Origin of the sequence: Anaerovorax odorimutans, assembly GCF_024459955.1 — a bacterium.
GTDB classification, from domain to species: domain Bacteria; phylum Bacillota; class Clostridia; order Peptostreptococcales; family Anaerovoracaceae; genus Hominibacterium; species Hominibacterium odorimutans_A.
Genome location: NZ_JANFXK010000002.1, coordinates 167,421 through 189,546, shown reverse-complemented (window position 1 = coordinate 189,546; position 22,126 = coordinate 167,421). Strand labels below are relative to the sequence as shown.

Below are 22,126 nucleotides of genomic sequence, written 5' to 3'. Positions count from 1 at the left end.
GGTAAAGCGGACGAAAGCAATGGGTTTGCAGCATTTAAAGCTTCAGATTCCATCCAATTTTGCTTTTTCGCATGCTGCGGTAGAGAGAAACGTTGAAAAAACATCTGCTTTGCATATTTCTTTATAGCGAAAGCGCCGGAAACGCTTTAATAAATTATAGTAGAAAAGTAGATGCCGTTTTGCAACAGCTTTTCTGAACCGTTATAACCTGCTTGCTTGTGGGGTAAGACGTATATGCGGCCTGTATCATGTGTGTTATATGAATTATGAGGTTCTTTCAGACAGCGAGCGATGGATTGCAGCCTTGCGACCAAATCTCGGTTTTGCTTACAAATCCCGCAGCCATCAGCAGGAAAAGAGCCTCTTGGTCGCAAAATGTCCGGCCGCAGCCGTAAATGCCGCAAAGAAATCCCCTGAAGACACCCGGATTCAAGTGCTTTCAGGGGGAACCAGCTGTGTTATTTATTTGAGAAGACGCAGAAAAGCAGGCAGAAATATGTATACTGCTTTTGGTCGGTTTTTAGATAAAGCGGCTTCCAGAGTTTGAGCTTATAATGCCTCAATCTCCTCAAGGCTCAGTTTTGTGACTTTCGAAATTTCTTCCGGGGACATTCCCAGTTTCTTTAATTCAGCAGCCATCGTTTTTCGTTCCTCTTCCCGGCCAGCCCGGCGTCCTTCCTGCAATCCATGCTCCCGTCCTTCCTGTAGGCCTTCCTGTAGCCCTTCTTCCCTGGCCTCCTGCAGCTCCAGCATCCGTTCCTCATATGCGTTCATGTATTTCACTCCAATCTCCTCGCTGGATCGGATTTTTTCGATTTTTTCCTGCATTTTTAGAATGCGGTCGCTGGAAGAATGCTCCGCCACCTCCTTCGAGGTATCCTCCATGTATCGCAGCAGAGCGATCAGTTCCTCGCTGACGCCCGCAGAGTTTGTTCCTCTGGTGTTGAGCAGAATCCTGGTGGCCCCATCCTCCAATTCCAGTCCGGGGACTTCCCTGCAGGCCATACGGAAGGTGTAGCGGTACAAGCCAAGGCCAAACAGATCAAAGGGCATGATCATGATGATATACACATCGTTCAACCGGTTATATTCCAGGACTCCGGACTCTAACAGCTTGCTGTCGATGAGTCCGTTATAGAGACGAGTCCGCTTGGGGAGGTTGTGCGTATTCTTTTTCTGCACCTCCGTATCGTAGATCGCCTCATTCTCATCCATGGCCCACACATCCAGCCGGACCTGGCGGCCCCAGACCGTCTTCCGCTCTTCTTTCTCCGTCTGCGGCAAGTGCTTCAGCACCACGTCTCTGCCTAGAATAATCTCCAGTATATCCTGCAAAATCTCCGGGTCTTCCACGGCTTCGGCAAACAAAAATCGATCCAGTAAATTCAAATCCTTCAGTTCTTTCTTTTTTCCCAATCTCTTACTCCTTTTAGTATAGCATTTTACTTCTTGAAGGCAAGGAAATCTTCCTCAACATGCAGGAAAACTGCAGCAAGAATAAATATCCATTTATTTACATGTAATATTTTACCAATCGCCTGCAATCATGTCAAGTCATTAAAAAAATTTCAGACAAATTCAAAAAAACTTATGACAGCTCGCTTGACAAAAAATAATAATGTGATATTATTTTGATATCAAATAAATATTAATGCAATAAAAGGATGATAAACGGAGGAAAGAAAAATGCTGTTGCTGAACATCAACTACGTACCGGGTAAAGAGATCGATGCCCTGGGAATTGTCAAAGGGAACGTTGTCCAATCTAAGCACATCGGAAAGGATATCATGGCCGGACTGAAAAATGTCGTGGGCGGCGAACTGCACGGCTACACCGAGATGCTCAACGAAGCCCGGGCCATCGCCACGCAGCGAATGGTCGAAGAAGCCGAGGCCTTGGGAGCGGACGCAGTGATCCGCATCGAATACGCTACATCGGCCATCATGGACGGGACCGCGGAGGTCATCGCCTATGGAACCGCAGTCAAATACAAATAACGTCATGCTGGATTGCCTGAGAGCCGGAGAACAAAAATGTGGAGGGCAAGAATGCCTGCCGTATTTCAGGAATAAAAGGAGGAAGGTAAAATGAAGAATGAGTATGTAAACACAGAAATTGAAGAAAAAGTGTTAAAGCCGCTGAACGGCATGGCGATGCTGCTGGTTCTGATTCTGGTGCTGCTGGCTTCTGTGGCAGCAATGGTTTTTGGAATCATGCAGGAGATGGCTGTTTTGATTACAGTGTCGGTTATCGTTTTCTGCATAATCTGCGTGCTTTTCGCAGGGCTGAAAGTCATCAACCCCAACGAAGCGCTGGTGCTGACTCTGTTTGGTAAATATTACGGGACCATCAAGAGCCATGGATTCTTTTTCGTCAATCCCTTTACTACCGGAAGAAATCCAGTAGCGGAAAAACAGGGAGCGCCTGAGGGATTTCTCGAAGAATTGAACGAAAGTAACAAAAAGAACGGTAAAGGCAAAAAACAGCCGGTGAGCAAAAAGGTTTCCACCAAAGTCCTGACCTTCAACAACGGCACCCAGAAGGTAAACGACGCCATGGGTAATCCGATTATTATCGGGGCCATCGTTGTCTGGAAAGTAGTAAACCCGACCAAGGCCGTCTTCAATGTAGATGACTATTTCCAGTACCTGTCCACCCAGTGCGATTCCACAATCCGGAATATAGCCAGACTTTACCCTTACGATAATATGGAGGATACGGATACGGATGAAAAGACCCTGCGGGGCAGCAGCCAGGAAATTGCCGAAACCATGAAAGGCAAGCTGCAGCAGCGGGTTGAAGATGCGGGGCTTGAAGTTCTGGAAGTGAGAATCACCCATTTGTCCTATGCGGAAGAAATCGCAGCCGCTATGCTGCAAAGACAGCAGGCCTCCGCCATCATCGCAGCCAGACAGAAGATCGTTACCGGTGCTGTGGGCATGGTAAAATCGGCGCTGGACCAGTTGGGCGAAGAGGATATCGTCGTTCTGGATGAAGAGCGAAAAGCCGCCATGGTCAGCAATCTATTAGTCGTGCTCTGCGGAAACAAAGAAGCCCAGCCCATTGTCAACAGCGGAACCATCTATTAAACGGGGGACAGGACCATGAGTGAAAATCTGGACCTGAAAGAACAGCAGCTGCAGAAAAAACTTGCGAAGCTGGAAGCGCTGGAAAAGGAAATAAAAGACCGGGAGAAAAAACTCAAAGAGTCAGAGAAAAAGAAGAAGCAGATCCTGCTTCGCATCGCGCCGTCTCTGTGGGATGAAATCGCCAAATGGGCGGAAGAGGACTTTCGCTCCATCAACGGGCAGATCGAGTACCTCCTGGCAGAGTGTGTAAAGAAACGTAAAAAATAGACGGATAAAAAGCAGATTCCGGCGGGAGCGAGAAAAACGCTGCGAAATCTGCTTTTTTCGTGTTTATTTTCCGGGAAGAAATGATATACTGAACATATCTGCGGTAAAAGGGGGATATCATGATTTTACAGGAAATTCTAAAAGGTGAATCCAAAAACCTGGAATTCAAAAGAGAACTGCCGAAAAAAAGTGTTTCGGATCATGGATGATATCGCCAATTCTGTTTCAGATAGCTGCTTCCCTCAGATTATACCTAATATAACCTTCCAAACGGTTAATAATAAATGTATTGTAATCGTTGAAGTTTACCCCGGATTCAGCAGACCCTATTATTTAAAGAGCGAAGGCAAGGTACAGGGTACTTACGTGCGCGTAGGAGGGACAACAAGACCTGCGGATGCTATGAAGATAAAGGAACTGGAGCTGGAAGGCATGAATCTTTCCTGGGACGAGCAGATTTGTATCGGATATCCGGTGGAGGCCGAGACAGTTAAAAAGCTCTGTGACGACATTACAAAATACATGTTGGAGGCAGCAGTTTCTGAGGAAGAAAAGCGGATGGTAAAGCCTGTAACAGAACAGCAATTGCTCAACTGGAAAATCCTTAAAAAAACAGAATCCCAATTGGCCGCTACCAATGCATTTGTATTAATGACAGGGGAACATTTTCCTTTTGCGAAAATTCAATGTGCGCTGTTTAAAGGGACAGACAGAGATATCTTTATTGATAAGAAAGAATATGGGGGTCCGCTTTATAAGCAAATTGAAAGCGCTTATCAGTTTGTTCTGAGACATATTGATCTGAGTGCGGAAATAGAGGGTATCGTGAGGAAAGATGCCTATGAACTTCCAATCGGGGCAATCCGGGAAATGATTGTAAATGCAGTGTGCCACAGGAATTATTTGGACAACGCCTGTGTGCAGGTGGCTATTTATGACGATCGACTTGAAGTGACTTCGCCGGGCATGCTATATGGCGGGCTGACTTTAGAGGAGGCCATGAGCGGCAGATCGAAGATTCGAAACAGGGGTGTAGCGGAAGTGCTGAGCCGTATGGAAATCATTGAAGAGTGGGGGACCGGCATACGCAGAATTGTGAAACGGGCTGCAGAATACAGTCTTCCGGAGCCGGAGTTTCTGGAAATTGGGGACTCCTTTCGTGTAAACCTGTATCGGTATACTAGTGAAAAGCCGATAAAAGCCGATAAAAAGCCGATAAAACTGGAGCGTGAGCGAATGATCCTGCAGTATATCGAAGAGCACGAGAGCATCACAAACAAAGAGGCCAGAGAGCTTTTAGGCCTTGCGGAGTCCACAACAAAACGGATATTAAAGGACCTGGTAAAACAAGGCGTTCTTTGCGAGCAGGGCGAACGCAAACTACGTAAATATTATTTAGCATAGATAAGGAGTGAATAAAATGTACAAGAAAAACGCATGGGAAAAATACACAGAGGAGCAGAAACAGCAGGTATTTGCCTTTAACGACAGGTACAAGGAGTTTCTCACCAAAGGAAAGACGGAGCGGGCCTGCGTGAAAGAGGCGGTGCGCCTGGCAGAAGAGAAACAGTTTGTAAACTTAAAGGACATCATCCGGGAGGGCCGGAGTCTGAAAGCCGGGGACAAGGTTTACGCTCTCAACAGAGGTAAGAACATCGCTCTGTTTGTGATTGGAGAAAAACCGCTGGAAGAAGGCATGCGCATTCTCGGCGCACACGTGGATTCGCCGCGGTTGGATTTGAAACAAAACCCTCTCTATGAGAGCGAGGGCTTTGCGCTGCTGGATACCCACTACTACGGCGGCATTAAAAAATATCAGTGGGTTACGATTCCCCTTTCCCTGCACGGAGTTGTGGTGAAGAAAGATGGAACCAAGATTGATCTGGTTATCGGTGAGGATGAAAACGATCCGGTTTTCGGTGTCAGCGATCTTTTGATCCACTTGTCCCAGGAACAGCTTAAGAGCACTGCCGACAAGGTGATCGAGGGTGAAAACCTGGATGTGACAGTGGGCAATATCCCCCTCAAGGATGAAGAAAAAGATGCGGTAAAGGCCAACATTCTTCGCATCCTGAGGGAGGCTTACGATATTGAAGAGGAAGACTTCCTCAGCGCAGAAATCGAAGTGGTGCCCAGCGGAAAGGCGAGGGACTGCGGCCTGGACCGCAGCATGGTCATGGGCTATGGCCACGACGACCGGGTGTGCGCTTACACTTCCCTGGCGGCGATTCTGGATGTGGAAACCTGCCAGTATACCAACTGCTGTTTCCTGGTAGATAAAGAAGAAATTGGAAGCATGGGCGCCACAGGGGCGCAATCTGTTTTCATGGAGAACACGATCGCCGAGCTTTTAGCCTGCATGGGTGACCAGTCACAGGTGAAGATCAGACGGGCATTTTCCAATACAAAAATGCTTTCTAGCGACGTTAGCGCAGGAGTTGATCCTCTCTATGTAAATGTCAGTGAAAAGAAAAATGCCGCATATCTGGGCCAGGGTGTCGTTTTCAACAAGTACACGGGGGCCAAGGGAAAAAGCGGCTGCAATGACGCCAACCCGGAGTATATCGCTCAGCTGCGGGGAATTCTGGACGATGCGGAGATCAATTATCAGACTGCGGAGCTGGGAAAAGTGGACCAGGGCGGCGGCGGCACCATCGCCTATATTATGGGCAATTACAACATGGACGTGATCGATGCCGGCGTTGCGGTAATGAACATGCACGCACCTTGGGAAGTAGTTTCCAAAGCCGACGTGTATGAAGCATATATGGCCTATAAGGCATTTCTGGCAAAAGCTTGAGACAGGTAAATACCCGATAAAAATGAAGGAGCAGAATTTGCTCCTTTTTCCTTTCCACAGTCCGCATACGCTGCGGGAGCACAGGTGCGGGACGGAAACGCCTGGACCGAATACATCATGAAAGCGGCAGCCAGATACAGAAAAGATGCACAGGCGGTGTTCCAATCCCACAACTCCATAGCCAATTTTTTTAGCGGTAGGCGCTGTTGATGCCTACATAATAAAAAATAAAACCTGCCTGTATATACATGGCGTTTCCTTCCAAACTAACATAGAGGAGGAAGCGCCTTGTTTATTTGCGGCTGTTACAGTTGTTATTTAAAGGACTGTGCCGTCTGCCCCTGCCTCTGGCGCTTTTTGGTTCAGAATTGGCTCGAAGCGGACGAAAAACGTGGGTTTCCGGGTTTTCCTGATCGGTTCCGGGAGAGTTTCCGCTTGAAACTGATCGACAGGACCGCAAACCGTTGAAAAAATATCCGCTTCGGTGTCCCTTTTCTACCAAAAGCGCCGGAATCGATTTATCACTTTACAAAGAAAAAGCGAAAAGGCGCCTGTTTGCTTACGGAATTTCAGGGTAAATATTTTGAGAGAGGAGTATGCCTATGCAGCTGGGAATTACCATCCCCATGGAACGATTTTTTAAAATGGAAAAACCGCCTTACGGCGATAAAACGGACGACCTTTTTTGCTGGGAACTGCATGTAATCATGCTACAGGGCAGGCCGTCCCTGATCGGAGTCAACTGCGGAACAAGGTTCGCTTTTGTGCTGGCGGGGGTTGATCCGGATGACAAAGACCGTCTCCTGCTTCTGACTGAGCGGGAGATCTGCGACAGCTTTATGGAAGCCGGGCTGTCGGAAGGGCGGATTGAGGCCTACCTGGATATGGCGGGCGAGTTTCAAATTACCAAGACCCACGGGCGCAGCCAGGTCGCTTACCTGAACAAAGCGGTGGATCTGGTCATGTGGAACGATATTGCCGTCGACTCAGCCGGTACGCGGCAGCCCATCCTCAACGATATCCTCAACCGCACGCCAACCAAATGCACCGGCGATCCGGAAGCGGAACGGCCTGTGGACCGCCTTCTTGAAAAGCTTGAAAAGCTGTAGCTTGTCCTGCCGGAAACAATGAAAAGCCAAAGAAAAAACCTGCCTCATCGGCAGGTTTCAATGGTTATTCCATGTTCTTTACAGAAATTCAAATACTTTTTTCCCGGCGCCATATCTGTTATAATATGGTGGATTTCCTCAAGCCCACAATAGGTCATAAGCGAAGCTCGGTCGAATTTGGAATGATCTGTAAGCAGATAATGCTGCCTGCTGTTTTCAATGACCGCTTTTTTTATGAGATACTCTTCGGTGGAAGCGTTGGTCACGCCGTTATTCACAGTAAGCCCGGCGCAGGCCATAAAAGCTTTGGTAATATTGAAGGTTTGCAGGTGATTGGTCACATCGGATCCCACAAAAGAAAGGGTTTCCCTCTTGAGGATGCCGGGCAGAGAGATCACCTTCAGGTTCGGATAGGGCACGGCCTTCCAGCAGACATGCAGGCTGTTGGTGATGATCGTACAGTTTATATCCGCCATGTGGTCGATCATGTTCATGCAGGTGGTCCCGGTGTCGATGTAGATATTATCCCCATCGTTTACATGCTCCACCGCCAACCGGCAGATCGCATCCTTTTCCTCAGCAAAGGAATCATGACGCTGCTGATAGGGCAGCAGGGGCTGGCTTTCCGCGGTCTGATTGACAGTCACACCCCCATATACCTTTTTTATGGTTCCCTTTTTTACAAGTTCATTAATATCTCTTCGAATGGTATTTTTCGATACCTCAAATTCTTCGCACAGCGTATCTAAGGATACGGATTTTTCCTGCTCTATGAACTGCTCAATCGAATCGATCCGTTTCGTCCGCATATAGCCGGCCTCCTCTTAATCTTGATTTTCTCAGCGTTGAAAGTTTTGGTTAACTTTATGATAATATTATAGTATATTTTGAGTAATTTGTGAAGAACTTTTATTGACAAAGTATTGAGCAAGTGCTAAGATAAACTTAACAAAAGATGATCAAGAGTTAACTAATACATAATCACGACATAAACTATGCACAGAAAAGACGAACCTGTCAGAACGGGAGGCGGCAGAGATGGCGTTGGTAAAGATGAAAACACTGCTAAAGCGAGCTGAGCAGCAGAATATCGGCTGCGGCGCTTTCAGTGTGGGAAACATGGAGATGGTCCGGGGAGCCATAAAAGCGGCGGAAGAATTGAACATCCCTATCATTCTGCAGGTAGCGGAAGTGCGGCTGGGACATTCTCCGCTGGAACTGATCGGCCCCATGATGGTACAGGCGGCCTGGGATTCCAAAGTGGATGTCGCCGTACATCTGGATCACGGGCTTACGATCCAAACAGTCAACCGGGCGCTGGAATTGGGATTTACCTCTGTGATGCTGGATGCTTCCACACTTCCCTTTGAAGAAAATATGGCAGAAACCAAAAAGGTTGTGAACCTGGCCGCAAAGTACGGAGCAACCGTAGAAGCGGAGCTGGGCCTGGTGGGCGGAAGCGAGGACGGCAGCTCGGATTACGGGATACGCTGCACGGACCCGGAAGATGCGAAGCGTTTCTGCGAGCAGACCGGAATCGATACGCTGGCTGTGGCCATCGGCAATGCCCACGGCAACTATCCGGCGGCACCGGTGTTGGCTTTCGACGTGCTGAAACAAATTCAAAAAAAGGTAGATATTCCTCTGGTGCTCCACGGGGGCAGCGGCATATCCGATTCTGACTTTCAGAAAGCCATCAGCCTGGGAATACGCAAAGTTAACATTGCGACCGCAAGCTTTAACAAACTGATGGAAAAAGTCGAGACCTATATGAGCACCGATGGCTCTCACAATTACTTTGAGCTCAACGAAGCCATGATTCAGGGCGTATATGAAAATGTAAAGCATCACATTGAAGTATTCAACACACCCTGCGCAGCAGGGGTAGAAAATGTGGTAAATTGCGGAAACGACCGGACTGTAGTACGGTGAATTTAAGGAGCGCAAGGAGGTAAGAAAATGAAGTATATCGATTTTGATGAAAAAAGATCCATGGATCTGGTACTCTTGGGACGCATAGCTATCGACTTTAATCCGGTTGACTACTTTCATCCCCTGTCGGAGTCTACGACGTTTAAAAAATATGTGGGCGGTTCCCCTGCCAATACAGCCATCGGCGTGAGTCGTCACGGTCTGAAAGCGGGATTTATCGGCAAGGTCTCCGACGACCAGTTCGGTGAGTATGTGGTGGATGTTTTCAAGAAGGAGGACATCGACACCTCCCACATTACCAAATGCGTGAACGGTGAAAAGCTGGGACTGACCTTTACGGAAATCCTTTCACCGACAGAAAGCAGCATTCTCATGTACCGCAACTGCATCGCGGATTTGCAGCTGTCCACAGAAGATGTAGACGAAGAATACATAAAAAATGCTAAAGCGCTCCTGATCTCAGGCACCGCTCTGGCGGCGAGCCCATCCAGAGAAGCGGCCCTCAAGGCCATGATGCTGGCGAAAAAGAACAATACACGGATCATCTTCGATATCGATTATCGGGCATATAACTGGAAAAACGACGATGAAATTTCCATCTACTACGCCATGGTAGCCAGAGAAGCGGATATCATCATGGGCTCCAGGGAAGAATTCAATCTGACGGAAAAGCTCATTGAGCCGGGCCGCACCGATGAAGAATCGGCGGCCGCATGGCAGGCGGAAAACGCGAAAATCGTAGTGATTAAACATGGAAAGAAGGGCTCTACCGCATACCTGAAAGACGGTGCAAGTTTCAGTATCAAGCCTTTCCCTGTAGAAGCCCTAAAATCCTTCGGCGGTGGAGATGGATATGCATCGGCGTTCCTGTATGGGGTGTTCCAGGGATGGGATATCATGGAATGTCTGGAATTCGGCAGTGCCGAAGCTGCCATGATGGTTCGCAGCCATTCCAGCTCCGAAGAGCTTCCTGATACGGAAGCTGTCAGAGCCTTTATTAAAGAAACCAAAGAAAAATACGGCAAAATGATCGCCAGGGTATAAATCGGGGACAGATGAAAGGAGACGAGACGTTATGGCAGAAACAACGAGAATGACCACAGCTCAGGCCATCGTAAAGTTTTTAGATAATCAATACGTCGAAATGGACGGCGTGGAAATAAAATTCCGCATCCAGTGTTAGGCGAGGGCAGCCAACATGGTAACGGCATGCGCGACGGCGACTGTAAACAATATACTACTGCTGGATGATCCGCCATCTGCCGGAAATCCGTGGACCGATCGGGTCGATGATGAAAGATAGACCTGGCTCTACGGCGCCAAGCTTGAATAAAAGTGTGAAAACGAAAGGGCTGCCTATCAGCTGGACTTACGCAGAGTCTGGCTGGTAGGCGGCTTTTTCGTATTATTGCGTTTTCGCACGATATTGTGTTCATGCAGATTGTGTATTTTTCACAGTAACGCAATAAAGCGAATCCGGCGCTTTGCCGGCTAAAAAAACAAAAAAGCGGATCTTTTTTCAACGATTCCTGGCACATCTGTCCCAAAATGGCTTTAAATCCTGCTGCTTTTTGCTGCTCAACCCCGCAATCCTACAAATTTCATCCGCTTTGCCCCCTGTTTTTGTCAAAAAGCGCCGGGCAGCCGCTCATAGCCACGAAGGCCGGGCTGCCGCTCATAGCCACGAAAGCCGGGCTGGCACTCATAGCCACGAAGGCCGGGCTGCCACTCATAGTCGCGAGCGCCGGGCAACCTTTCATATCCCATAACCACAAAATCTCCCAACCAATCCCCCAAAAGCCAATATGCCCTGAGAAGCGCAATTCACACCTCCTGCGCATATACTAATAGGAATCAAAAGGAGGAATATGCTATGGCAATTAAAATATTTGTCGATCAGGGACATAACCCGCAGAATCCCAATGCCGGAGCGGAAGCCAACGGTGTGAGGGAGCAGGATATCACTTATGATATCGGCGTTCGGGTTGCGGCGATCCTTGGAAACGACCCGAATTTCGACGTGCGTCTTTCCCGAAACTGGCCGGAAGAACAGCTGGGAACCAGCAACGCCACCAGTTTGCAGGCCAGAGTTTACGAGGCCAACACCTGGGGCGCCGATTTCTTCATCAGCCTTCACTGTAATTCCAGCACCAACACATCGGCCAGCGGAAGCGAAACTTATGTATACAGCGCCGGTAGCCCGGCCTATACCATGGGTGAGCGCATTCTTGAAGGGCTGAACGATATGACAGGACTGCGAAACAGAGGCGTTTTTATCAGGCCCAGCCTCTACGTGCTGCGGGCGACATCAATGCCGTCTGTCCTGGTGGAAATGGGATATATCACAAATCTGGGAGATGTGTATCTGCTGACCAATGATCCTGAAAGCTTTGCCAAGGGAATTGTCCGGGGCATCAACCTTTACTATGGTTTTGTCCGTTAACAGGGCAGGATGACCGCAAACCGGCATGAAAAACATGCGGAAATATCGCCGTAAATTTTAATGAGCGGTATTTCCGTACATAATAAGTCAGTGGAAAGTCTCAGAGGGAGCCGGAAGACAAGGAAATCCGGCGCTTTGGCTTGCTGTCCGACTTACCCGTATGATAAAATGACAGTATGTTTGACAAATGAAAAATTAAGGGAGGAAATACAATGTCCAAATTTGTAATAAAAGATGATTTTTGGGAGCTGTTCCCGCAGGCCGAAATCGCGGTGGTAGTGGCGAAAAGGATTGATAACACGGAGGCTTCCGCCGAACCCGTAAGGCCGGACATTATAGAACTACTGGAGAAAGCCAACGAGGATGCGAAAAAGTTTATCACAAAGGACCCTCTTAGTGAAAATGAAGTGATTGCAGTCTGGCGCGACGCATTCAAGAAATTTAAAACAAAGAAGGGCGCCCGCTGCTCGATCGAAGCACTGCTGAAGCGGGTGCAGAAGGGAAAAGAAGTGGGCTGTATCAATCCCCTGGTCGATCTGTACAATGCGGTTTCTCTGAGCTTTGGCCTGCCTTGCGGAGGCGAGGATATTGACACCTTTGCGGGCGATATGCGTCTGACCGTGGCGGAAGGAGGAGAGCCTTTTCTGGCTTTGGGCGATGAAGAGTACGACGAGGCTCTGCCGGGAGAGATCATCTACAAGGATGACGAGGGAGCGGTCTGCCGCTGCTGGAACTGGCGTGACGGACAGCGCACGATGCTTACGGAGGATACGAAAAATGCTTTTCTGATAATCGAATCCGTGGATCCGGGAAGGAGCGGGGATTTGAGGCAGGCAGCACAAAAGCTGGAGGAGCTGACGGTTAAATTCCTGGGAGGCACTGCCAGAATCGAGTTTATGAATATAAATAAAAAAGAAATACCGCTGTAATCCGGGAACAGGGAAAGCGAGGCAGAAATGAAAAAAGGTATCGCGATTTTATCGGCTGCGCTGATGACGACGCTTTTCTGCGCAGCGGCCGTATGGGCGGAAGGCGGAGCGCCAGAACCTGGAAACAAAACGGTTTCAATTATATTTACTCACGATATGCATTCTCATATGGATGGCGAAAAAATTGTCAGGGACGGAAACACGCAGGAGCGGGGAGGGTTTGCCAGGGTGCGGACTGCGGTAAATCAGATCAAAACAGCGTACCCTGACAGTCTGCTGCTGGACGGAGGGGATTTTTCCATGGGAACGCCCTACCAGTCCATCTTTTCTGCCGAAGCCTCGGAGCTGAGGATGATGGGAACTCTGCAGTTTGACGCCACCACCTTCGGCAACCATGAATTTGATTACCGGGCGGAAGGTTTGGCGGACATGCTCAACTCGGCGGTCCAATCAGGCGACCCTCTGCCTGCGCTGCTTTCAGCCAATGTTGACTGGAAAAGAACGCTGGCTGATAAAGGGAAAAAGAAAGCCGCGTCCAAGCTGAAAGAGGCCTGCGGCGCATACGGGGTCAAGCCCTATGAAGTGTTTGAAAAGGGCGGTATGAGAATTGCGGTCTTTGGGATTCTGGGCAGGGAGGCGGATGAATTCGCACCGGAAAGCGGGCTTTATTTTAAGGATCCTGTGGAAAGTTCCAAATCCATTGTCGGCGAAATCAAGGAAAAGGAAAACGCCGATATGATCGTATGTCTGTCCCATAGCGGAACCAGCGAGGATCCCGACAAATCGGAAGATGAGATTCTGGCAAAGGAAGTCCCGGACATTGATGTGATAATCAGCGGCCACAGTCATACGGAGCTGCCGGAACCCATTATGGTGGGAAGTACGGCGGTGGTTTCCTGCGGAAGCTATACGTATAAGCTGGGTCATCTGGTGATGGAAAAGGGAGAAGACGGCGGTTTCCACCTGAAAAACTATCAGCTGATTCCTCTGGACAGCGGCGTTGAAGAGGATGCCGGTGTTCTTTCAAGGTTAAAAGATTTTGAAAAGCTGGCGGATGAAGCATACTTTTCGGAATTCGGATATGGCATGAAGGATGTGCTGGCGGAAAACGACAAAGCCTTTACCGATATCGAACAGTTCAGCATTGTCCAGGGGGAAGACCCGCTGGGAAACCTGATTGCCGATTCCTACATCTATGGGGTTCGCCGTGCGGAAGGGAAAGATTCACGGCCGATAGATGTAGCTGTTGTACCGGCGGGAGTGGTGCGAGCATCTCTGGGAGAGGGGCCCGTTACCGTAGCGGACGCCTTTAACGTGCTTTCTCTTGGATATGGAAAGGATGGCACTACAGGGTATCCGCTTGTCAGCGCCTATCTGACCGGTAAAGAGTTGAGGGCCGTGGCTGAGGTGGATGCCTCTGTTTCGGACATGATGCCGGTGGCACGCCTGTACTCCAGCGGCCTGGCCTATAATTACAACCCCCGCCGTCTGATTCTCAATCGGGCTGTCGATATATGTCTGGATCTGGGAAACGGCAGCTATGAAGAGCTGAAAGATGACCGGCTCTATCGGGTTGCGACGGATCTTTATTCCTGCCAGATGCTGGGATCTGTAAAGGAGCAGTCTTTTGGGCTTCTCTCCATTGAACCGAAGGATAAGGAGGGAAAACCCATTGAGAATTTTGAAGACCATATTATTTACAGCGGGGGCAGGGAACTGAAAGCGTGGTACGCGCTGGCTTCTTACCTGGAATCCTTTGAGGATGGAAAAATACCCGCAGACTACGGCCAGCTCCAGGGACGCAAGGCTGAGGTCGACAGCTTAAATCCGGTTCAGCTGCTGAAACAGCCCAACAAAATCATGTTTATGGCTCTGGGTGCGGTTCTGCTGCTGGCAGCGGTCATCACTGCTGTCAGCATAATGATTCTCCGCAGGAGAAGGAGAAAAGCGGCCAAAGGCCCGCAGCAATAACAGAAACAGCGATCTCCCATTCCGATCATGGCTCGGAACAGGCGGTCGCTGTTTTGGATATCCAACGTTTATCTTTTCACTCTGCTTACAGGTCCACACGATTCAGCGTGCCGCCCTCCAGAAAACTGTTCAGGTTATCGGCAAGGGTCTGACAAATGATCTTGCGCATTTCTTCAGGTACCCAGGCCAGGTGAGGCGTAATGATACAGTTTTCCAAATGAAGCAGCGGGTTTTCCGGTGTGGGAGGTTCCTGAGAAAGAACGTCTACGGCTGCGGCGCTCAGCCGCCCTTCCCGCAGAGCCTGCGCAAGGGCATTTTCGTCCACCAGACCGCCTCTGGCCGTGTTAATCAGAACCGCGCCCTGCTTCATCCGCCCGATAAAATCGGCATTGACAAAGCCGGCGTTTTCCCTGGTCAGCGGGCAATGAAGGGAAACAAAATCGGATTTGATCGCGGCTTCCCGATCCTGGCTGTATACGTTTACGCTCATTCCCAGCGCTCTGGCGATTTCAGCTACTTTTTTGCCGATCTGTCCATAGCCGACGATCCCCAGTGATCTGCCGGCCAGAAGCCGGACCGGTTCCTTCCAGTAGCAGAAATATTTGCAGGCCGCCCATTCGCCGTTTTTGACGGACTGGTTGTGAAGACCCACATTGTTGCACAGCTCCAGCATCAGCGCGATGGTGTGCTGCGCCACGGCTTCCGTCGAATAAGCGGGAATGTTGGTGACTGCGATTCCCAGATCTTTGGCCCCTTTCACATCAATGTTATTATATCCGGTAGCAGTTGAACCAATGTATCGTAAATTGGGGCACTGCTGCATAAACTCTTTTGTAATAGGGCATTTACTGGTCATGAGAATCTCAGCGTCCCCAATGCGCTCCAGAGCCTGCTGCGGCTCCGTGGCATCATAGACAGTCAGGTCGCCTATGGCCTCAAGTGCCTCCCAGGACAAATCGCCCGGGTTAATCGTGTGCCCGTCAAAAATGACAATCTTCAAAACGAATATCCCTCCTCGTGAATTTTATCAGAGCTATTTTACACCATGAGGATTGGAAAGTCCAGGGGCATTGTGGTATAATGAACGCGGCGTTTGGTACGGCGTTGCCGCGGGGAAGCGTTCATTGAAACGCGCTGCGACGCGGCTTGCGCGTTATAATGGTTCCACCATTTGGAAGCGGCGTTGCCGCAAGGAAGGAACCATTGCACCGCAAGTTTCCATGCGGCGAAGCCGCCAAGTATCGAGACTTGCGGTATAATAAACGCAGCTTGCGCATTGGAATGGTGCCATTATTTAAGAGCGGCTGGGCCGTGGGGATAAGAAAGAAGTTTAGGAGGAAATATGTTTAAGTTTGCATTTATTGAAAACGTTCCGGGATCATCGCCGGAAAACTATTCATTCGTTTATGAGAATGATGAGAGCTATAGCTTGGTGACAGGAACAAGTTCTTTTGAGATGACAGAGGAGCTGATTAAAAAGCTGGATAAGGAAGGCTATGATTTGATCGATCTGTGTGGAGATTTTGGTGAAGAAGCAGCGGCAAAGCTGGAAGAGTCTGTAACCGGCAAAATGGAGATCACATATGCGGATTATCTGCCCGATGAGCTGGCCAAGATCGAGGCGCTGGATTCTCTTAAGGAATACGGGATCGTTATTGTTATGGACGGCGTTGAAGAAACGCAGAAATTCAGCCTTAAGAGTGAAGAATGCAATACATATGTCCACTTTGTCAAGGATCTTGACGCGGCTAAAGTGGCGGCAAAAGAGTTAGTGGAACAACAGGGCGTATACTTCCTGGAGCTGTGCAGCTATTTCGATAAGAAAGAAACGCTGGAAGTGATCGCGGCTATCGAAGGGAAGGTTCCTGTAGGATCGTGCGGTGATCTGAAATAAATGGGGTTTGTTGAAGTAGCCCTGATAGGGGTAGGGCTTGCCATGGACGCTGTAGCGGTGTCCATGACGAATGGGATGATTTATAAAAATTTAAAATCAGCAGACTATATTGGTATGCTGGCCTTTTTTGCGGGGTTTCAAATGCTGATGCCAATTATCGGCTACTATGCGGGGAATCTGTTTGCCGGAATCATGAGCGCCTGGTCAGGGCTGGTGATTTTACTGATTCTGGGTATTATCGGCGGCAAGATGATTAAGGAAGGTATCGTTCATCTGAGGGAACACCAGCTTCCCAGGAACAGAGTTCTGACGCTGGGGATCCTGGTATTTCAGGCAATTGCCACCAGCATTGATGCTTTGGCAGTAGGACTTGGTTTCAGCTTTTTGGGGGTTCCCATCGGCGCTGCTGTGACGGAGATCGGTATCATAACGGCTGTCATGGTAGCCGCGGCCATTTTCATCGGCCGCAGATTTGGAGACCTTTTGGGGAGCAAAGCGGAAATTTTAGGCGGAACAATATTAGTAATCATTGGAATAAAGGCTATACTATAACTGAGAGGAAGATATATGAGTGTAATTGTGGCGGCTTCAAAGAACCAGCACAAGATCAGAGAAATCGAAGCCATAACCAAAGAATTCGGAATGGAAATCATTCCCCGCGATCAGGCGGGAGTGCCGGATGTTGAAGTGGAAGAGGACGGAACCACCTTTGAGGAAAACTCCTATAAAAAGGCGTACGAGATCATGAAGCTTTGCGGCCGGATTACCATTGCCGACGATTCCGGTCTGGAAGTGGACTGCCTGGATGGAGCGCCGGGTGTTTATTCCGCGCGCTTTGCAGGAAAGGATGGAGACGATCAGGCCAACAATGACAAGCTGAAAGCACTGATTAAGGATGTGCCTTATGAAACAAGAACCGGAAGGTTCGTTTCCGTCATTACCATGGTATATCCCGACGGCGACACCATTGTGGCCCGGGGTGAAGTGGAAGGGCACATTGTCTTAGAGGAAAAGGGCCCCAACGGCTTTGGCTACGACCCGCTCTTTGTGCCCCTTGGGTATGACATTACCTTTGGGGAGTTTGACCCTGATGCCAAGAACCGGATCAGCCACAGGGCCAATGCTCTGAAAGAGCTGAAACGCCAGCTGGAAGAAAGAGCGGCGAAATAAACTTTAGAAAGAGACAAGAGTAGAATGAGACAACGGTTATTGCAGATGACATTTTTAGGAATCAAGCAATTCAGAGATCCATATTATCAGGGGTTTGCCGCGCAGATCTCTTTTTACCTATTGCTTTCCATTGTTCCGATGTTCCTGCTGCTGACGCAGATTCTGGGGTATTTTCATCTGCCCCTGAACAACGGCTATGTGATGGAATTAATCAGCAAGTACGCGGGGGGAGAGCTTTCCAAGGTGCTGAACAACCTGCTGCAGTTTTCCTCAGCAGGCGTAGGAAATATCGTGTTCCTGGCGGTTGCTCTCTGGGCGGCGTCGCGGGCGCAGTTTGCGATCATGCGCATTACCAACTATACGTTTACGGAAGGGAAGAATACCGGAAGGGGCTATTGGAGAGAGCGGCTGCGGGCTGTGAGAACAATGGCCGTTACCCTCTTTACAATTGCTTTTGCCCTGATTATTCTCGGCTATGGCAATCTGCTTTTGAGTACGATTGTAAAGCTGTTTAATCTGGATGCGGATAAGTATATCAACAGCATATGGATGTACCTTCGCTGGTTCCTGGGCCTGGCCCTTTATTTCCTGATGGTCAGCTATAACTATTATATTCTGCCGTCAAACCGGGTTCCCTTTCGCAAAATTCTCCCGGGCAGTATCTTCGCTTCGGGGGGAATGCTGCTGGTGACGCTGGTTTACGCCAAATATACCAGCAGCGTGGCCAATTACGATATCATTTATGGAGCATTATCATCCATTGTCGCAGTTTTGTTTTGGTTTTATTTCCTGGCATGGGTGCTGTGCCTGGGGATATTAGTTAATAAGGTGTGGGACGATACCACCAGCTTCAGCAAACGAAAGCCGGTCGAACGTCCATGAGGAGGAACGAAAAATGAGAAAATGTTTAAGATGCGGAAGAGAAATGATCGAAGGCTATTCCATCCGTGAAGAGTCGGAAGCTGCTGAGATCCAGCTGGTGGAAAGTGAAGAACTGCTGGCGAAACGGATTCGCCCTAAAGTTGCGGTCTGCCCTGGGTGCGGAGAAGTTTCCGTGTACATAGAGAATATTGAGAAACTGCAGAAATAAAAAGGAAACGCTCTTGCTGCGGCAATGTCCTCGGCCTATGGCCTGTGGAGTTTGCCTGCGCAAGAGCGTTTCCTTTTTTCTGGGAGGAAGAGACTTGGTTGAGGTGAGTGGGTCGGAAGTGGGTTCCTGGCTTGAGTGATAAGGGCCGGGGACGGGGAGTTTGACCAGGGTCTGGGAATAATTTGGCCAGAATCCGGGAATTCGGCGCTATTTGATAAAAAATCGAGGTAAAGCGGACGAAACTTGTGGGTTTGGAGCGTTCTTAGGTGCGGATTCCAGCGAATCCGGTGTTCAGAAGGAATGCAATGGAGAGAAACGTTGAAAAAAGATCCGCTTTTGTAGTTTCTAATGACTAAAGCGCCGGAATTGCTTTAACGCAATAGAAGGCGAAAGAAAAGCGTGCCTGTCAGACGAAGATATAGCGAAGCTATCGCCTGCAGGAGGTGGTAACTTTTCCCAAAAAGCAGTGCAGAGTTACGCAAAGTTGTGAGTTTGCTGACACCCGGAACCGCAAGAATTGAAAACTTGTGCTATCGACCCTTTTGGAGGCCGTGGGCTCGCTGACAAAAAGAATCAGGAATCGTTGCCGGCCAGATATGCCTTTGCAGTAAGCCATGCCTTTGCGAAAGCCTGTCCAGAAGGCAAATTGCTATTTTTCTCAACACGCAGCGAAAAAACAAGTTCTTGTTGAGCTTTTTTCAAGGATATAGAGCATACGAACATAGAAAAACGGATCAACTTACGGATTTGGACAGAGCAGAGCCCGCAAACCTTGGAAATACTTCAACAACCAAGTCCAAACGAATTAGCTGTTGAACAAATACGCATATTTTGCAAAAAGTTACCTATGCTCCAAGGAACCCGCAGCCCTCAAAGCAGCCGGAAGCACAAATTTTCATCACCATGGAGCTGAACTAAAAAAGCCTTGTACCGTCATCCGCCGGTACAAGGCTATCTTTTTTTCAGCCGCCTGTTCATACAGGGGGCGAGATTACTGCAAATTACTTATTTTATAACTCTGATGGAAACAACGTCATCCGTAGCCAGCTTGGCTTTCAGGTCCGCTTCCGGAATATCTCCGCAGACCTCTGCCAGAGTGTAGGCGTAATCGCCCTTGCTCTTGTTGATCATGTTTTCAACGTTGATGCCCATATCAGCAAAGATATTGGTGATGGTACCTAAAATAGTCGATACATTTTTGTGGATGATGCAGGCACGCGTTGATCCGTCCGCGATCGGTCCCAGATTGCAGGCCGGGAAGTTCACCGAATTGGTGATGTTTCCGTTCTCAATATAATCCATGATCTGATCCACTGCCATGGACGCGCAGTTTTCTTCCGCCTCTGCGGAGGATGCACCCAGGTGCGGCAGTACGATAACGTTATCAAAGGTGATTACCCGGTCATCGGTGAAGTCGGTCACGTAATTCTTTACTTTTCCGTCTGCCAGAGCTTTTTCCAGATCATCGTCATTGATCAGAGTGTCTCTGGAATAGTTGAGGAATACAACCCCGTCCTTCATCTGATCGAAGGCCTGCTTGTTAATCATGCCCTTGGTATCGGCCACAGCAGGAACGTGGATGGTTATGTAGTCGCATTTCGGATACAGGTCTTTCAGGTCGTCCACGATCGTTGCCGTATTGGACAGACCGTGGGCCGCCTTTACGGTTAGATATGGGTCGTAGCCGATTACGTCCATGCCCAGATCCTCCGCCGCGTTGGCAACCAGAACGCCGATAGCGCCCAGGCCGATAACGCCCAGCGTCTTGCCTTTGATCTCAGTTCCGGCAAACTGGCCTTTGCCTTTTTCAACAGCTTTTCCAACGCCTTCGCTGCCGGCCAGAGTCTTAGCCCAGGCGAGAGCGTCAGGAATGTTCCTTGCTGCCAGAACCATTCCGGCCAGAACCAGCTCCTTAACAGCATTGGCATTGGCTCCCGGCGTGTTGAACACGACGATGCCTTCCTGCGCGCAGCGGTCGAGGGGAATATTGTTCACACCTGCTCCTGCACGGGCGATGGCCAGAAGATCCTCGCCGAATTCCATATCGTGCATGGCCTGGCTTCTTACCAGAATGCCGTTGGCTTCATCTGTATTGTCAATTACCGTATACTCATCGGTGAGGCGGGAAAGTCCTACCGGTGAAATTTTGTTCAGGGTCGCGATTTTATACATGGTTTCACCTCTCTGTAATTTTGAATTATCATAAATTATAGCACTTTACCATGAGCCAGTAAAGTGATATAATAGGAAATCATGAATTTGTTAAAATTGACTCAAGTAGCTTATGGAGGTGACGAATTTGAGCAATAATAGAGCATACAACTTCTCGGCAGGCCCATCGATGCTGCCACTGCCCGTAATCGAGACCGTAGCGGAACAGCTGCCCAATTATAATGGGTGCGGAGAATCCGTAATGGAAATGAGCCATCGTTCCAAGGAGTTCAAAGCCATTCTGGCGGAAGCAGAACAGGATCTGCGCGACATCATGAACATTCCGGAAAACTACAAGGTAATGTTCCTGCAGGGCGGAGGCACGCTGCAGTTCGCCATGGTTCCGCTGAACCTGCTGAGAAAATCAGGGAAAGCAGATTACATCATCACCGGTTCCTGGGCTAAGAAAGCCGCCAAGGAAGCGAAAAAGTTCGGAGACGTTAAAATTGTCGCTTCTTCAGAGGAATCCACATTCTCCTATATTCCGGAGGTAAAGAAGGAAGACTTCAGAGAAGACGCAGACTACGTACATATCACATATAACAATACGATCTACGGAACCCACTATCCGTACATTCCGGATACGGGAGATATTCCTCTGGTTGCGGACATGTCCTCCTGCATCCTTTCCGAAGAGATCGACGTCAGCAAATTTGGCCTCATCTATGCGGGCGCTCAGAAAAACGTCGCCCCGTCAGGCGTTACCATCGTGATTATGAGAGAAGACCTGATCGGGTTTGCCAAGGACACGGTTCCGACTTACCTGGACTACAAAGTGCATGCGGAAAACGATTCGGCCTACAATACGCCTAACTGCTTCGGCATCTATGTAGCAGGAGAAGTGTTCAAGTACATCAAGAACATCGGCGGCGTTGCGGCCATGCACAAGATGGACGTGGAAAAAGCCAAAAAGCTGTACGACTATATAGACGGAAGCGATTTATACACTTGTCCGGTCAGAGACAAAGACCGTTCCCTGATGAATGTGGTATTCGTTACAGGCGACGAAGCCCTGGACAAAAAATTCGTAGCTGAAGGAAAAGCCTGCGGCCTTCACAATCTCGGCGGACACAGATCAATCGGCGGAATGAGAGCCAGCATTTACAACGCCATGCCGCCTGAAGGCGTGGATGAGCTGATTGAATTTATGAAGAAGTTCGAAGCGGAAAATAAGTAAAAGCAAGCAGGGCTTCCCACTACAAAAGGGAAGCCTTTGACAT

22 protein-coding genes are annotated in these 22,126 nt (G+C 49.0%); 17 read left to right on the top strand and 5 right to left on the bottom strand.

Annotation, left to right across the window (positions count from 1 at the left end):
- Nucleotides 1-549: 549 nt before the first annotated feature.
- Complete coding sequence (locus NE619_RS03080) at nt 550-1,416, bottom strand: Rpn family recombination-promoting nuclease/putative transposase (protein ID WP_256130897.1); 867 nt, start codon at nt 1,414-1,416, stop codon at nt 550-552.
- Nucleotides 1,417-1,686: 270 nt separating this feature from the next.
- On the opposite strand from NE619_RS03080, the gene NE619_RS03075 reads away from it, so the two are divergent.
- The 6 genes from NE619_RS03075 to NE619_RS03050 all read left to right on the top strand — a co-directional run bounded on the left by NE619_RS03075 (nt 1,687) and on the right by NE619_RS03050 (nt 7,266).
- Nucleotides 1,687-1,998 carry a YbjQ family protein gene (locus tag NE619_RS03075; RefSeq protein ID WP_256130896.1) on the top strand — a complete coding sequence of 104 codons (312 nt, stop codon included), beginning with the start codon at nt 1,687-1,689 and terminating at the stop codon, nt 1,996-1,998.
- A gap of 90 nt (nt 1,999-2,088) precedes the next feature.
- The gene (locus tag NE619_RS03070) at nt 2,089-3,090 is read left to right on the top strand and encodes an SPFH domain-containing protein (RefSeq protein WP_256130895.1); all 1,002 of its coding nucleotides are present in this window, start codon (nt 2,089-2,091) and stop codon (nt 3,088-3,090) included.
- A gap of 15 nt (nt 3,091-3,105) precedes the next feature.
- Nucleotides 3,106-3,357 carry a hypothetical protein gene (locus NE619_RS03065; RefSeq protein WP_330640657.1) on the top strand — a complete coding sequence of 84 codons (252 nt, stop codon included), beginning with the start codon at nt 3,106-3,108 and terminating at the stop codon, nt 3,355-3,357.
- A gap of 144 nt (nt 3,358-3,501) precedes the next feature.
- A complete protein-coding gene (locus NE619_RS03060) occupies nt 3,502-4,761 on the top strand; it encodes an ATP-binding protein (protein WP_256130894.1) in 1,260 nt (419 codons plus the stop codon).
- Nucleotides 4,762-4,777: 16 nt separating this feature from the next.
- Nucleotides 4,778-6,157, top strand: coding sequence for an aminopeptidase (locus NE619_RS03055; RefSeq protein WP_256130893.1), 1,380 nt, complete (start codon nt 4,778-4,780; stop codon nt 6,155-6,157).
- Between the two features lie 602 nt (nt 6,158-6,759).
- A complete protein-coding gene (locus NE619_RS03050) occupies nt 6,760-7,266 on the top strand; it encodes a DUF6933 domain-containing protein (protein WP_256130892.1) in 507 nt (168 codons plus the stop codon).
- Nucleotides 7,267-7,310: 44 nt separating this feature from the next.
- On the opposite strand, the gene NE619_RS03045 is transcribed toward NE619_RS03050, so the two are convergent.
- Nucleotides 7,311-8,075 (bottom strand): DeoR/GlpR family DNA-binding transcription regulator, encoded by a 765-nt coding sequence (locus tag NE619_RS03045; protein WP_256130891.1) that lies wholly within the window; start codon nt 8,073-8,075, stop codon nt 7,311-7,313.
- Between the two features lie 229 nt (nt 8,076-8,304).
- Between NE619_RS03045 and NE619_RS03040 the strand changes: the two genes are divergently transcribed.
- Both NE619_RS03040 and iolC read left to right on the top strand, forming a co-directional pair.
- Complete coding sequence (locus NE619_RS03040; RefSeq protein ID WP_256130890.1) at nt 8,305-9,198, top strand: class II fructose-bisphosphate aldolase; 894 nt, start codon at nt 8,305-8,307, stop codon at nt 9,196-9,198.
- A gap of 27 nt (nt 9,199-9,225) precedes the next feature.
- A complete protein-coding gene (iolC, locus tag NE619_RS03035; protein WP_256130889.1) occupies nt 9,226-10,242 on the top strand; it encodes a 5-dehydro-2-deoxygluconokinase in 1,017 nt (338 codons plus the stop codon).
- A gap of 557 nt (nt 10,243-10,799) precedes the next feature.
- Here iolC and NE619_RS03030 read toward each other — a convergent pair.
- Complete coding sequence (locus tag NE619_RS03030; protein ID WP_256130888.1) at nt 10,800-10,931, bottom strand: hypothetical protein; 132 nt, start codon at nt 10,929-10,931, stop codon at nt 10,800-10,802.
- A gap of 140 nt (nt 10,932-11,071) precedes the next feature.
- Between NE619_RS03030 and NE619_RS03025 the strand changes: the two genes are divergently transcribed.
- The 3 genes from NE619_RS03025 to NE619_RS03015 all read left to right on the top strand — a co-directional run bounded on the left by NE619_RS03025 (nt 11,072) and on the right by NE619_RS03015 (nt 14,541).
- Nucleotides 11,072-11,641 carry an N-acetylmuramoyl-L-alanine amidase family protein gene (locus tag NE619_RS03025; RefSeq protein ID WP_256130886.1) on the top strand — a complete coding sequence of 190 codons (570 nt, stop codon included), beginning with the start codon at nt 11,072-11,074 and terminating at the stop codon, nt 11,639-11,641.
- 212 nt (nt 11,642-11,853) lie between these two features.
- Entirely contained in the window at nt 11,854-12,570 is a 717-nt protein-coding gene (locus NE619_RS03020) for a B3/4 domain-containing protein (protein ID WP_256130885.1), read from the top strand.
- 27 nt (nt 12,571-12,597) lie between these two features.
- Nucleotides 12,598-14,541 (top strand): bifunctional metallophosphatase/5'-nucleotidase, encoded by a 1,944-nt coding sequence (locus NE619_RS03015; RefSeq protein WP_256130884.1) that lies wholly within the window; start codon nt 12,598-12,600, stop codon nt 14,539-14,541.
- Nucleotides 14,542-14,626: 85 nt separating this feature from the next.
- On the opposite strand, the gene NE619_RS03010 is transcribed toward NE619_RS03015, so the two are convergent.
- A complete protein-coding gene (locus tag NE619_RS03010; RefSeq protein ID WP_256130883.1) occupies nt 14,627-15,541 on the bottom strand; it encodes a D-2-hydroxyacid dehydrogenase in 915 nt (304 codons plus the stop codon).
- Nucleotides 15,542-15,883: 342 nt separating this feature from the next.
- Between NE619_RS03010 and NE619_RS03005 the strand changes: the two genes are divergently transcribed.
- Genes NE619_RS03005 through NE619_RS02985 form a run of 5 tightly spaced genes read left to right on the top strand, consistent with a single transcriptional unit; the run spans nt 15,884 to nt 18,695 of the window.
- Nucleotides 15,884-16,435, top strand: coding sequence for a DUF6506 family protein (locus NE619_RS03005; protein ID WP_256130882.1), 552 nt, complete (start codon nt 15,884-15,886; stop codon nt 16,433-16,435).
- Entirely contained in the window at nt 16,436-16,987 is a 552-nt protein-coding gene (locus NE619_RS03000) for a manganese efflux pump MntP family protein (RefSeq protein ID WP_256130881.1), read from the top strand. It abuts the gene before it with no gap.
- A gap of 15 nt (nt 16,988-17,002) precedes the next feature.
- The gene (rdgB, locus tag NE619_RS02995) at nt 17,003-17,605 is read left to right on the top strand and encodes an RdgB/HAM1 family non-canonical purine NTP pyrophosphatase (protein WP_256130880.1); all 603 of its coding nucleotides are present in this window, start codon (nt 17,003-17,005) and stop codon (nt 17,603-17,605) included.
- Between the two features lie 24 nt (nt 17,606-17,629).
- On the top strand, nt 17,630-18,487 hold the full coding sequence (locus NE619_RS02990) for a YihY/virulence factor BrkB family protein (protein ID WP_256130879.1): 858 nt from the start codon (nt 17,630-17,632) through the stop codon (nt 18,485-18,487).
- 13 nt (nt 18,488-18,500) lie between these two features.
- A complete protein-coding gene (locus tag NE619_RS02985) occupies nt 18,501-18,695 on the top strand; it encodes a nucleic acid-binding protein (protein WP_256130878.1) in 195 nt (64 codons plus the stop codon).
- A 1,005-nt stretch (nt 18,696-19,700) separates the two neighbouring features.
- Here the strand turns inward: NE619_RS02985 and NE619_RS02980 are convergent.
- Nucleotides 19,701-20,867 (bottom strand): 3-phosphoglycerate dehydrogenase family protein, encoded by a 1,167-nt coding sequence (locus NE619_RS02980; protein ID WP_256130877.1) that lies wholly within the window; start codon nt 20,865-20,867, stop codon nt 19,701-19,703.
- Between the two features lie 127 nt (nt 20,868-20,994).
- On the opposite strand from NE619_RS02980, the gene serC reads away from it, so the two are divergent.
- Complete coding sequence (gene serC / locus NE619_RS02975; protein WP_256130876.1) at nt 20,995-22,083, top strand: 3-phosphoserine/phosphohydroxythreonine transaminase; 1,089 nt, start codon at nt 20,995-20,997, stop codon at nt 22,081-22,083.
- Nucleotides 22,084-22,126: the final 43 nt, after the last annotated feature.